The organism is Ensifer sp. GW821-FHT05G01 (assembly GCF_059419585.1).
This window is the reverse complement of the sequence record NZ_JBWKSC010000006.1, coordinates 209,980-222,937: the sequence shown is the minus strand read 5'-3', so window position 1 is coordinate 222,937 and position 12,958 is coordinate 209,980. Positions and strand designations below refer to the sequence as shown.

At 62.6% G+C, this 12,958-nt stretch carries 11 protein-coding genes; 3 read left to right on the top strand and 8 right to left on the bottom strand.

From position 1 onward, the window contains the following. Positions 1 to 8 precede the first annotated feature (8 nt). The 3 genes from der to AC07UR_RS16870 form a co-directional block, all read right to left on the bottom strand. Entirely contained in the window at positions 9 to 1,439 is a 1,431-nt protein-coding gene (gene der, locus AC07UR_RS16880) for a ribosome biogenesis GTPase Der (RefSeq protein WP_173420867.1), read from the bottom strand. 117 nt (positions 1,440 to 1,556) lie between these two features. Next, a complete protein-coding gene (locus tag AC07UR_RS16875; protein WP_173420868.1) occupies positions 1,557 to 2,225 on the bottom strand; it encodes a tetratricopeptide repeat protein in 669 nt (222 codons plus the stop codon). 93 nt (positions 2,226 to 2,318) lie between these two features. After that, positions 2,319 to 2,906, bottom strand: coding sequence for an NnrU family protein (locus tag AC07UR_RS16870; protein ID WP_173420869.1), 588 nt, complete (start codon positions 2,904 to 2,906; stop codon positions 2,319 to 2,321). 144 nt (positions 2,907 to 3,050) lie between these two features. Here AC07UR_RS16870 and AC07UR_RS16865 point away from each other — a divergent pair, with 144 nt between their 5' ends. Then, positions 3,051 to 4,067, top strand: a complete 1,017-nt coding sequence (locus tag AC07UR_RS16865; protein WP_209790997.1) for a polysaccharide deacetylase family protein — start codon at positions 3,051 to 3,053, stop codon at positions 4,065 to 4,067. 21 nt (positions 4,068 to 4,088) lie between these two features. Here AC07UR_RS16865 and sbmA read toward each other — a convergent pair whose 3' ends face one another. From sbmA to glpK, 5 genes are all read right to left on the bottom strand, one after another. Further along, positions 4,089 to 5,348 (bottom strand): peptide antibiotic transporter SbmA, encoded by a 1,260-nt coding sequence (gene sbmA, locus AC07UR_RS16860; RefSeq protein ID WP_173420871.1) that lies wholly within the window; start codon positions 5,346 to 5,348, stop codon positions 4,089 to 4,091. A gap of 179 nt (positions 5,349 to 5,527) precedes the next feature. Next, positions 5,528 to 6,727, bottom strand: coding sequence for an MFS transporter (locus AC07UR_RS16855; RefSeq protein WP_209790998.1), 1,200 nt, complete (start codon positions 6,725 to 6,727; stop codon positions 5,528 to 5,530). Positions 6,728 to 6,806: 79 nt separating this feature from the next. Next, positions 6,807 to 7,559 carry a type I methionyl aminopeptidase gene (gene map / locus AC07UR_RS16850; RefSeq protein ID WP_077503373.1) on the bottom strand — a complete coding sequence of 251 codons (753 nt, stop codon included), beginning with the start codon at positions 7,557 to 7,559 and terminating at the stop codon, positions 6,807 to 6,809. Between the two features lie 85 nt (positions 7,560 to 7,644). After that, a complete protein-coding gene (locus tag AC07UR_RS16845) occupies positions 7,645 to 8,703 on the bottom strand; it encodes an LLM class flavin-dependent oxidoreductase (protein ID WP_209791134.1) in 1,059 nt (352 codons plus the stop codon). 109 nt (positions 8,704 to 8,812) lie between these two features. After that, the gene (glpK, locus tag AC07UR_RS16840; protein WP_209790999.1) at positions 8,813 to 10,306 is read right to left on the bottom strand and encodes a glycerol kinase GlpK; all 1,494 of its coding nucleotides are present in this window, start codon (positions 10,304 to 10,306) and stop codon (positions 8,813 to 8,815) included. A 265-nt stretch (positions 10,307 to 10,571) separates the two neighbouring features. Here glpK and AC07UR_RS16835 point away from each other — a divergent pair, with 265 nt between their 5' ends. Then, positions 10,572 to 11,348 carry a 3-hydroxybutyrate dehydrogenase gene (locus tag AC07UR_RS16835; protein WP_209791000.1) on the top strand — a complete coding sequence of 259 codons (777 nt, stop codon included), beginning with the start codon at positions 10,572 to 10,574 and terminating at the stop codon, positions 11,346 to 11,348. 119 nt (positions 11,349 to 11,467) lie between these two features. Continuing rightward, complete coding sequence (gene xdhA, locus AC07UR_RS16830; RefSeq protein ID WP_209791001.1) at positions 11,468 to 12,958, top strand: xanthine dehydrogenase small subunit; 1,491 nt, start codon at positions 11,468 to 11,470, stop codon at positions 12,956 to 12,958.

The window sequence follows — 12,958 nt, the reverse complement described above, 5'->3', positions numbered from 1 at the left end:
CCTGCGGCTTAGCGCTTCTTGCGCTTGTTTTCGAAGGGGTTCTCCGACGCGCGATAGTGGATGCGGATCGGCACGCCCGGCAGGTCGAAATCGTTGCGCAAGCCATTGATCAGGTAGCGCGTATAGGATTCCGGCAGCGCGTCGGGGCGCGTGCACGAAATCATGAAGCCCGGCGGGCGGGCCTTCACCTGCGTCATGTATTTCAGTTTCAGCCGGCGGCCAGACACGGCCGGTGGCGGATGCTGCACCTGCTGGGAATCGAGCCAGCGGTTGAGACGCGCCGTCGAGATGCGGCGGTTCCAGGTCTTGTCAGTGTCGATGATCGCCTGCATTAGCCTGTCGAGACCGTAGCCGGTATGACCGGAGATCGGGATGGCGCGAATGCCGCGCGCCTGCGGCAAAAGCCGCTCGGTCTTTTCTCGAAGATCGGCGAGCACCGCCTGCCAGTCTTCCACCAGATCCCACTTGTTGAAGGCGATCACGGCGGCACGACCTTCGCGGATGATGAGGTCGACGATCTGCAGGTCCTGCTTTTCGAACGGAATGGTCGCGTCGAAGACGATGACCACCGTTTCGGCAAAGCGGATGGCGCGCAGCGCATCGGCGACCGAGAGCTTCTCGAGCTTCTCCTGCACCTTGGCCTTGCGGCGCATGCCGGCGGTGTCGAACATCTTGATGGTGCGGCCGCGCCAATCCCACTCGACCGAAATCGAATCGCGGGTGATGCCCGCTTCCGGGCCAGTCAAAAGCCGGTCCTCGCCGAGGAAGCGGTTGATCAGCGTCGACTTTCCGGCGTTCGGGCGGCCGACGATCGCCACGCGCAGCGGCTTGGTCTCGTCATAGGCAGGCTCGGCCTCGTCGTCCTCTTCCCCCGCCTCGCCGGTGGTCGGGCGCAGGTCGATGTCGGTCTCGGCCACATCGTCTTCCGGCGGATAGGCCCGGTCCTCGCCGATCGCAGCGACGATCGCGTCGCGCAGGTCGAGCATGCCCTGGCCGTGTTCGGCGGAAATCGGGCAAGGATCGCCAAGCCCGAGCGTGAAGGCGTCATAGAATCCACCGTCGGAACCGCGCGCTTCGGACTTGTTGGCGACGAGCACGACCGGCTTGCCGCGCCGGCGCAGCATCTCGGCCAGCGTCTCGTCGGCAGGCGTCAGGCCGGCCTTGGCATCAACCACGAACAGCGACAGGTCGGCCTCGTCGATCGCGGCTTCCGTCTGCGCCCACATGCGGCCCTGAAGGCTGTCGGGTGCGGACTGTTCCAGACCGGCGGTATCGATGATGCGGAACCGCAGGTCGATGAGCTTGGCATCTCCAGGGCGGCGGTCGCGGGTGACACCCGGCGTATCGTCGACGAGCGCCAGCTTCTTGCCGACCAAACGGTTGAACAAGGTGGACTTGCCGACATTGGGGCGCCCGACGATGGCGACGGTGAAACTCATGAACGTATCCGTTTCCGACTGAAAGCGCTGCATGTCCTCAAGACATACAGCGCTCCAACACTTTGAAAATCAACATATCCTTTCCAGAGACCGGACCCGATCTCCAGGGATATGCGCTTAGGCTTTGCCGCTCGCGGCAATGACGTCGAGCAGCATCTGCGCCCGGCCTGCGACATTGCGCGGGCTCTGGGCGTCATCGACGATCTGTTGGAACCAGCTCTTCGCCTTGGCGATATCTCCGGCCTTGTAGGCCGACAGGCCAAGCGCCTCGCGGGCCGAGTGGCGCATGGTGTTCTGCGGCACCGCCAGTTGCTCGACCTCGGCCGAAACCTGATCATAGGTGCCGGCATCGACCAGCAGGTACGCGGCACGCAGACGGGCTGCATCGCGAAGGGCTTCGGGCAGGCTGGTATCCTTGCCGATGTCCGAGAACGCCTTGACGGCGGCATCGGTTTCGCCCTTTTCCGCCTGCAGTGTTGCTGCACGAAGACGCGCAAGCACCGGATAGGCGCCGTAGCCATCCTTCTGCAGGGTGTCGAGAGCGGCGAGCGCCTCGTCTGCCTTGTTTTCCTTGGCAAGGTTCAGTGCCTGCAGGAACTCGTCGCCAGACTTCGACGAGGCGTTGTCGCTCCAGTAATCGTAGCCGACTTTGCCGACGGTTCCCAGAACGATAAGCACGGCGATTGCCACGATGACGCTGCCGAAACGGGCCCAGATGTTCTTCATCTGGTCCGAACGCAGTTCTTCATTCACCTCGCGGATAAAGCTGTCGTCTTGGTTCGCCATCGATTGCCCCGGCCTCTCGGCCTTCCCTGCACGCTAATAGGATTTTGCGCCTTCTACCCGATTTTGCGGCAGTTGTAAGGGGGCGCGCGTTATTTAGCCGACAACCATCGGCGAAACACCGATCACCAGTTCGTGCAATTTCCAGACGATCACGCCGTAAAGGGCAGCACCGAGCACGATGGCGATGAGGTCATAGCGATAGGAAACGAAGGCCGGATAGGAGATTTCACCGGCGCGCCAGCGCTTCTTCATCGAGATGCGCAGGATGACGGCCCAGACGAGGAACGTGCCGAACAGCAGCACCGACGACGTCTCGCCATTGGCAAGCAGGTGGGCGAGCGCCCAGATCTTGATGGCGAGAATGGCGGGATGCTTGGTGGCCGTCCTGATCTTGCCCGGCGGCAGATAGGCGGCGACGAGACAGATGCTGGCGATGAGCATCAAGGTCAGCGCGATATGGGCGAGGAAGGTCGGGGGCGTGTAGAGCATGCCGGTGGTGGCCCGTGCCTGGTCGAAGCCATAGGCGATCAGGCCAAGACCGACGAGCGCCGAGACGCCGTGGATCGCATGCCAGGCGCCGGTGCCGCTGCGCGCAATCACCGATGCGCGCAGGCCGGGCGCGAAACTGCGAACGAGATGGATGCCCAGGAAGATCACGATACCCAATATCAGCAGCGCCATGTCGTCACCCGTCCTTCATTGTTGCTCTGTCCACTCGGAACTTGGTATGAGGCATAGCCGGAGTGGACAGAAATTTCCAGACAGATCAAAGGATTGCCGCATTCCTGGATAAAGGGACGGCATACGCAAATCGTCGCAGATATCATGATCCGAACATTTATTGCCCTTTCCCTCGCCCTTACCCCTGCCCTCGCTTCGGCCACCGAACCTGCGGCCGAAAGTGCCGTGGCTACCGTTCCCGCAAAGGAAAAGCAGCTCGTCATCGTCTCCTTCGATGGGGCGCATGACAATGCGCTGTGGGAAAAGAGCCTTGATATGGCCAAGCGCACCAATGCGCATTTCACCTATTTCCTCTCCTGTACGTTCCTGATGACACGTGCCGACGGCAGAGAGATCTACAAGCCGCCCGGGATGAAACCGGGCCGCTCCAATGTCGGCTTTGCCCAGAGCCGTGATGAGATCGCTGCTCGCGCCGGTCATATCTGGCAGGCCCACCTCGACGGCCACGACATCGCCAGCCACGCCTGCGGCCATTTCGACGGCAAGGGCTGGACGAAGGCCGACTGGCAGAGCGAATTTACGACCTTCGACGTGGCTTTGCGCGATGCCTGGAAGAAGGCTGACAAGACGGACGCCGAACCGGAAGGCTGGGCGGAATTTGCCCGCACCGGCATCAAGGGTTTCCGGGCGCCCTACCTTTCGCTGAGCGACGGGTTGCTGCCGGCGCTCAAGGCCTCCGGCTTCACCTATGACGCAAGTCTGGTGACCAAGGGACCGGGCTGGCCGACGGAGAAGGACGGCCTGCCGCGCTTCGGCCTGCCGCTGATCCCCGAGGGACCATCCAAGCGCCCGGTCATCGGCATGGACTACAATCTGTTCGTGCGCCATTCCATGGGTGTGGAAAACAAGAAGGACAGCGCCACCTTCGAAGCCCGCACCTACGAGGCCTACAGGAAAGCCTTCGACAAGGAATATGCCGGCGACCGCATCCCGCTGCAGCTCGGCTTCCATTTCGTCGAAATGAACGGCGGCGCCTACTGGCGCGCACTCGACCGGCTCTTGACCGAGGTCTGCGGCAAGCCGGATGTTGCCTGCGTCAACTACGCTCAGGCGCTACCGATGATCGAGCAGGCAAAGAAGGCGGATCGCTCCGCCTTCTGATCGCTACTCATTCGATTTGGCTCAGGCCAGCTCTTCTTCGCCACCCACCGCGATGAACTTCTGCTCGATTTGCGGCAGAGGCTCGTCGTCGATTGCCGCTTCGAAGGCGCGCAGACGCTTGTAGATCGACAAAAGCTCGACAATGGTCGGCCAGGACGAAACCAGGTACTGGAACGACGACGTCACCTGCCCGAAGGCGCCTGAAATCTGGTTCAACGCACCAAGCGTGATCTTGCCGGCGATGATCGACGGCGCCAGAATCAGCAGCGAGAAGATGCCGTTGATCTGCAGATAGAAAATGCGGGCGATGTTGAAGTAGAGATAGTGGAAGTAGAGCCGGAAATAGTTCCGGCGAACGTTTTCGAAGAGATCGGCGACGGTCGGCGGCTGGGCGCGATCGGCGTGGTCCTCGCCATAAACCAGTTCCTTGCGGTAGGCAGCTTCCACACGCTGGTTGCGGAACTCGAGGCCCGGCAGCTTGATACCGACGATCGCCAGGAACACCGTACCGAACAGCGACCAAAGCACGGCGGCTGTCACGAGCGGATACGGAATGGCGCCGACGATCGGCAGTTCGGTGACGTTGGCCGAAAGCCGGATCAACACCGGCGTAAACGCGATCAGCGTCATCACGCTGTCGATCAGGCTGACGCCGAGGCCTTCCACGGTCGTGGAAAAGCGCATCGTATCTTCCTGAACGCGCTGCGATGCCCCTTCGATATGCCGCAGCTTACCCCAGTGGGCCATGTAATATTCGTTCATCGCCGTGCGCCAGCGGAAGATATAGTGGCTGACGAAAAAGCGGGTCATGACCGCCACCGCGACTGCGACCATGGCGATGCCGAGGAAGACGGCAATTTCCCCATAGAACTCCGCCGCGGTCACCACCTTCGTCTTCGAGACGATTGCCTGAATCAGATCCCAGAACGGCCCGTACCAGTTGTTGATCGCGACGCTCACCTGCACCTGAAAATAGGTGACGAACAGAATGAGGGCCGATCCGAGGATCGACCAGTTCTGCCAGGGGTGTGGCGAGTAGACATACCAGAATGCGGCGAACAACCCGACGACCAGCGCAAAGTACAGGTAGAACCAGAGGAAGGCAGGCGACCAGAAGGCCGAAATGCCGGTGATCGGCGGCGCATCGGAGGGCAAAGGCGGCATTCCGAAGACCGCGCCCAACTGCTCGCCCCCGCCATACCAGAAGGCAATGGCGACCAGCGACCAGGCGACGAAGGAACTGAAAAAGAGCTTCGGCTTCGGAAAGAAGGATAGGAACAAAGGACGGCACTCTCGTTTCGGGGGAGGAGAACAACTCGCCTCCCGAAGCGCCGAAACTAGGGCAAAGCGCCATTTTCAACAATCCGGTAATATGAACCTTACTGTTATTTCATGATACCGGATGAGGATACCTTGCCGCATCCAACCATCGCCCCATGGGCCGTCATCGGAGTAGCTCTTCAGCGCGGCAAGGCGGCTGAGATCCGCCTCAACTCCACCATGATGATGCCGCCGCAGACAAACAGCACGGCAGCCGCGATCAATGTTGGCGCTGAAAAGCTGCCGGTACGCTCAGCGAGCCAGCCGGCAACGACAGGGCCGATGATCTGGCCGATGCCGAAGGCGGCCGTCATCAAGGCGAGCGCCTTGCGCGGGCTTGCCGGCGCGAGATGCCGGCCGATCTGCAGGCCGTAGGCGGTGATCATCATGAAGGTGGCGCCGAGCATCAGCCCGCCGGCAAGCGGCGCATAGGGCAGCGGCAGACTGACGGTCAGCACAAGTCCGACGGCCTCGACCAGAAGACCGATTGCATAGACGCCGGCAAGTCCGAAGCGCGGCACGGCAAAGCGCCAGAGATAGACCGATAGTGCAGCGCTCAGGCCCGTGATCAGCCAGGCGAGGAACTCGATGCTGTGACCGCCGCTGGCATCCCGGGCCATGGCGACGAGGAAGGTCGCGGTGATGACATAGCCGAAGCCGAACAGACCATAGGTCAGTGTCACCACCGTCAGGGGCCGCGTCCAGATAAGCGGCTTTTCGCGCACGGCGCCGTTGCCCGAGAAAGGACCCGACGGCAGCATGAGGGCGACAACGATCGTACCGATCAGGCCGACAAGAGCGCCGGTGAACCAGTCGGCCTGCGACGCGCTCAGCCCGGCGATACCGGCAAGTGGTGCGGCCCAGACGCAGAGCGAGGAGAAGGCGATACCGAGCCCGACGCCACCGAAATGCACCGCCGGCACATGTTCGGACCGCGCCAGCAGCCCGTGGCCAAGCACGATGCCGGAGATGAAGATCATCGAAAACGCGCTCGCAAGACCGGCCAGAAAGCGGATGAGGCTCAGAACAACGACAGAGGAAGACAGCCCCATCGCCGCAAGCAGCAGCGTGGTCGCCAAAAGCGAAGCGAGCCCGATGCGGCGTTCATGCCCATGCGCCCAACCATAGGCGCCGAGCACGGCACCGGCGAGATAGCCGACGAAGTTCGCCGAGGCGATGACACCGGCATCGGCCGGCGTCAGGCCGAGGTCCGCCATCATCGCCGGCAGGATCGGCGTGTAGGAGAAGCGGCCAAACCCCATCGCGACCGCCATGGCGATGGCGCCGGCGGTAGCGGTCGAGGCGAGGCTTGGCGAATGGGATCTGTCGAGCGTGGTCATAGCAGTTTATTGCACTGCAAAACGACGACCACAAATCACTAAAATTGAAGGACCTATTGAAGGAATCGAACGCTGCCCGTCAGCCGGGCAGCGTCACCACCAGCGGACCGCCACGCGTGACGACAACCGTGTGTTCGTACTGCACGGTCGGTGCCCGCGGCTCGCTGTAGAGCGTCCAGTCGTCCTTGTCGCCGCTCTCGGCCCAGTCCGCTCCCATCGAGAGGAAGGGCTCGACGGTAAAGACCATGCCGTCGGTCATGCGCCGGCGTTCGCTTGGGTCCGGCCAGGTGGCGATCTCCTTCGGCTCCTCGTGCAGGGAGCGGCCGATGCCGTGGCTGGCGAGGTTGGTGACCAGCGAATAGCGGTTCTTGCGGGCAAAATCGCCAATGGCGTTGCCGATTGCGGCGAGCGGTTGGTCGGGACGCACCTGCTTGAGGCCAACCCACATCGCCCGCTTGCCGTCCCGGCACAGTCGGTCGATCGCAGCCGACACCGGCGGCACCGGGAAGGACGCACCGGTATCGGCGAAGATGCCGTCTTTCTCGGCCGAGACGTCGATGTTGACGAGATCGCCGGCGCGGATGATGCGGCTGCCGGGAATGCCGTGGGCGATTTCCTCGTTGACGCTGATGCAGGTGGCGCCCGGAAACTGGTAGCAGAGCTCAGGCGCGGAGCGCGCCCCCGCCTCTTCCAGCACCTTGCGGCCGATCGCATCCAGTTCCGCCGTGGTGATGCCGGGCTCCAGCGCTTCGCCCATCGCCTGCAGCGCATTGGCGCAGATGCGGCCGATTTCCTTCAGCCGCAGCAGATCTTCTTCGTTGTTGAGGGTCATCCGTGTCTCGCTTTCGTGCCCACATGTAGCCCGTCGGCGCCGGATTTTCCAGCGCCGACAGCTATGCATGTTGGGCTCGCGATGTTCAGGCCGAAACGGCCTGTCCGGCCTTCTCGTCAGCGAGTGCCTTGCGCACCAGCGGCGCGACCTTGGTGCCGTAGAGTTCGATGCCGCGCATGATCTGGTCGTGCGGCATCGGGCCGATCGCCATCTGCAAAAGAAAGCGGTCGTTGCGGAACAGCTTCCAGTTCTCGACGATCTTCTCGGCCACGGTTTCCGGATCGCCGAGGAAGAGATTGCCGGCGGGGCTGCGCGCCTGGTCGAAATGCGCCCGGTTGGTCGGTCCCCAGCCACGCTCGCGGCCGATTCGGTTCATCACTTCGGCCTGCGGACCGTAGAACTGGTCGGCAGCGATATCGGTGGTATCGGCGATGAAGCCGTGAACGTTGATGCTAGTCTTCAGTTTTGCCGCATCCTGGCCGGCGCGGCGAGCGGCTTCGCGATAGAGGTCGAACAGCGGCGCGAACCGGCGCGGCTCGCCGCCGATGATGGCGAGCGCCACCGGCAGCCCGAGAGCACCCGCACGGGCAACCGACTGCGGCGTGCCGCCGACGGCGATCCACAGCGGCAACATATCCTGCAACGGGCGCGGATAGACGCCTCGATCGCTGATCGCAGGACGCATCTCGCCCGCCCAGGACACTTTCTCCGTTTCGCGCAACGCCATCAGCAGGTCGAGCTTTTCGGCAAACAGCTGATCGTAATCGTCGAGCGACTGGCCGAAGAGCGGGAAGGATTCGATGAACGAGCCGCGCCCGGCCATGATTTCCGCCCGGCCGTTGGAGATGAGATCAAGCGTCGAAAACTGCTGGAACACCCGCACCGGATCGTCGGAACTGAGAACCGTCACAGCACTCGTCAGCCGGATGGCCTTGGTTCTCGCGGCGGCGGCGGCAAGGATGACGGCCGGCGCTGAAGCTGCATAATCGGGGCGGTGATGTTCGCCGAGGCCGAAGACATCGAGGCCGACCTGGTCGGCCAGCTCGATCTCTTCGAGCAGGTTGGCAAGCCGGCGCTGGCCTTCCCGGCCCTTGTCGGCTGCGTTCGGATCGACATCCGCGAAAGTGTAAAGCCCGAGTTCCATGGTGCCCATCGTGTCCTTGTTTACCGACAGATAGTTGGCGCAGGGACAAGCGGCAAATGCGCATCCGGGAAACACTGTGTTTCCCGGATGGATCCAAACGGCGCTTTGATCAGGCTTGGGTCAATGTGCGCTTGACCGCATTGCGCCAACCCTTGAACTTCACCTTGCGCGTCGCCTCGTCCATGGCGGGCTCGAAGCGGCGATCGCGGGCCCAGGACTTGGCAAAGTCTTCCTGCTTCGGCCAGACACCGGCGCGGCTGCCGGCAAGCCAGGCAACGCCGAGTGCCGTCGTCTCGAGAATGATCGGTCGGTCGACGGGTGCGTCGAGGAGGTCGGAAAGCCGCTGCATCGTCCAGTCCGAGACGACCATGCCGCCATCGACCCGCAGCACCGTTTCCTTGCCGTGGCTGCGCCAGTCCTTGTGCATGGCTTCGAGCAGATCGCGTGTCTGGTAGCAGACCGCCTCGAGCGCAGCACGGGCGAACTCGGCCGGGCCGGTGTTGCGGGTCATGCCGAAGATCGCGCCGCGGGCGTCGGGGTCCCAGTGCGGCGCACCGAGACCCGTGAAGGCCGGCACCAGATAGACCTCCTGCGACGGGTCGGCGCTTTCGGCAAGCGTGCCGGCGTCGGGCGCGGCCTTGATCACCTTCAGGCCATCACGCAACCACTGTACGGAAGCGCCCGCGACGAAGATCGAGCCTTCGAGAGCATAGGTGGTTTCGCCATCCAGCCGATAGGCAATGGTGGTGAGCAGCCGGTTCTTCGAGCGCACCATGTCCCGGCCGGTGTTGAGCAGCGCGAAGCAGCCGGTGCCATAGGTCGATTTCAGCATGCCCGGCTTGAAACAGGCCTGGCCGATGGTCGCGGCCTGCTGGTCGCCGGCAACGCCGAGGATCGGGATCGCTGCGCCGAACAGCGCCTTATCGGTAACGCCGAAATCGGCGGCGCAATCCTTCACCTCCGGCAACATGGCGCGGGGAACGCGCAGGATGTCGAGAAGCTCGTCATCCCAGGCATTGTCGGCGATGTTGTAGATCAGCGTGCGCGAGGCGTTGGTCGCGTCGGTGACGAAGGACTTGCCGCCCGTCAACCGCCAGATCAGGAACGTATCGACCGTGCCGAAGCAGAGCTCGCCCCTGGCAGCACGCGCATGGGCGCCCTTCACATTCGACAGCAACCACTGAAGCTTCGTGCCGGAGAAGTAGGGATCGAGCAGCAGCCCGGTCTTCTTGGCGAAGGTCTTTTCCAGCCCCTGCTTCTTCAGCTTGTCGCAATAGGCAGCGGTTCGGCGATCCTGCCACACGATGGCATTATGGATCGGCTTTCCGGTCTGGCGATCCCAGACGACGACGGTTTCGCGCTGGTTGGTGATGCCGATGCCGGCGAGATCGCTGGCCGAGATCCCCGCCTTCTTGATCGCCTCTTTGACGGTGACGATAACCGTCTCCCAGATTTCCTCCGGATCGTGCTCGACCCATCCGGATTTCGGGAAATGCTGCTTGAATTCCTTCTGGTCGACGCCCGCCACCTGCTGCTTGCCGTCGAAGACGATCGCCCGGCTCGATGTCGTGCCCTGATCGATCGCGAGAATATATCCGCCCATATGCCCCTCCCCGGCCTCACATCACGTGTTTCGACGCGCTTCCTCGAGCGCGTGGCGTCCATTTCGAAAAACTTCAATACGATGGCAAAACGAATGTCAAACGAAAACAAAACGCAAGGAACCGTGACGAAGCCTGCAGCCGCAACTCTGCGTCGGCGACCTGAAAAACACAATTGTCACCTCAGCGGTTTTACGCGTAGGTTGACGCTGTTGCGTCGCAAAAACCGGGCAAGATCAGGCGACGCTGCAAAGGGAGAAATCAGGAATGACGAGAACTGCGGTCATCACCGGTTCGACGAGCGGCATCGGCCTTGCCATTGCCAAGGCTTTCGCCAAGGGCGGCGCCAATATCGTCTTGAACGGCTTCGGCGCGCCCGACGACATCAAGGCTGCGACGGAGGAAGTCGCCGCACTTGCCACCGGAACCGTGATCTATCATCCGGCCGACATGACGAAGCCGGACGAGATCGCCGACCTGATGGCAACGGCGGAAAAGCGCTTCGGCGGCGTCGACATTCTCGTCAACAATGCCGGCGTTCAATATGTCGAGAAGGTCGAGGATTTCCCGATCGAACAATGGGACCGGATCATCGCCATCAACCTCTCCTCCTCCTTCCACACCATTCGCGCCGCCCTCCCCGGCATGAAGGCCAGGGGCTGGGGCCGTATCATCAATATTGCGTCTGCCCACGGGCTCGTCGCCTCGCCGTTCAAGTCGGCCTATGTCGCCGCCAAGCATGGCGTGATGGGCCTGACGAAAACAGTCGCGCTGGAAGTCGCCGAGAATGGCATCACCGCCAACTCGATTTGCCCGGGCTATGTCCTGACCCCGCTGGTCGAAAAGCAGATCCCGGATCAGGCCCGCACCCGCGGCATTACCGAGCAGCAAGTGATCAACGACGTAATGCTCAAGGGGCAGCCGACCAAGAAATTCATCACCGTCGAGCAGGTGGCGTCACTCGCCGTCTACCTCGCCGGCGACGACGCCGCACAGATCACCGGCACCCATGTCTCCATGGACGGCGGCTGGACGGCGCAATAGTGCGCGGCCCGTCCATTGAGACAAGGCGCAAGACGCCCTAACTTTATGACAATGCGCAAGGGTCCACCGCCAGGAACGATTCCGGCTTTCGCGGCCTTGCATCAGCAGGAATGAACGGCATGCCCCAGGACAGGGAAAGCAAGAACAACGACAGCATTCGCTTCATTCTCAATGACAGCGAGGTCGCGCTTTCCGATGTCGCGCCGACGGCGACGCTGCTCGATTACCTGAGGCTCGAGCGCCGGCTGACCGGCACCAAGGAAGGCTGCGCCGAAGGCGACTGCGGCGCCTGCACCGTGCTCGTCGGCCGACTTGCCGGGGAAAAGCTGGTCTATGAAAGCGTCAACGCCTGCATCCGCTTCGTCGGATCGCTGCATGCAACGCATGTGGTAACGATCGAACATCTCGCCGCCCGTGACGGGACTCTGCATCCGGTGCAGCAGGCGATGGTCGATTTCCACGGCTCCCAATGCGGCTTCTGCACACCCGGTTTCGTCATGTCGCTCTATGGTCTGTGGCTGTCGAACGATGATCCCAGTCGGGCAGACATCGAAAAGGCGCTGCAAGGCAATCTCTGTCGGTGCACCGGCTATGAGCCGATCGTCAAGGCGGCAGAAGCCGCTGCCAGCGCCCGGCCGTCCGCCATCTTCGATCCGATCACGGCGGCGCGCGAGGCGACCATTGCCCGCCTGAAGGCGCTTCAGCCGAACGAGACAATCACCATCCGCCATGGCGAGCACTGTCTGATCGTGCCGGCGGGCGCCGCCGGCCTCGCGAACGCGCTTGCCGAACACGAGGGCGCAACGGTGGTTGCCGGTTCCACCGATGTCGGCCTCTGGGTCACCAAGCAGATGCGGCCGATTGATCCGGTCATCTTTATCAACGGCATCGCCGAACTGCAGCAGATTGCCGAAAACGAAGCCGGCCTGACCATCGGTGCCGGCGTCAGCTATTCAGCGGCCTTTGCAGCCTTGAGCAGCGCCTTTCCCGCCTTCGGCCGGCTGATCGACCGCATCGGCGGCGAGCAGGTGCGCAACATGGGCACCATCGGCGGCAACATCGCCAACGGCTCGCCGATCGGCGACAGCCCGCCGCCGCTGATCGTGCTCGGCGCAACCGTGACGCTGCGCTCGACGGAGGGTGCGCGCACGCTGCCGCTCGAAGATTTCTTCATCGCCTATGGCAAGCAGGATCGAAAGGCAGGCGAATTCGTCGAGAGCATCTTCGTGCCGAAGCTGCCTGAGGGTGACCTCTTTGCCGCCTACAAGATTTCCAAGCGCCGCGACGAGGACATTTCCGCATTGCTCGGAGCCTTCCGCATTTCGATTGAAGACGGCAGGGTAAGGTCCGCCCGCATCGCTTTCGGCGGCATGGCCGGTACGCCGAAGCGCGCCGCAAGCGTGGAAGCTGCCCTCATCGGCAAGCCCTGGACCGAAGAAACCGTGCGCACCGCTCAAGGTGCCTTCGAGACCGACTATCAGCCGTTGAGCGACTGGCGCGCCACCAGCACCTATCGCATGCTTGCCGCGAAGAACCTGCTGATGCGCTTCTTCTTCGAAAGCGAAGGCGAACCGGCAGAGCTCGTGCGCTACGCAGCGGGAGAGAAGTGA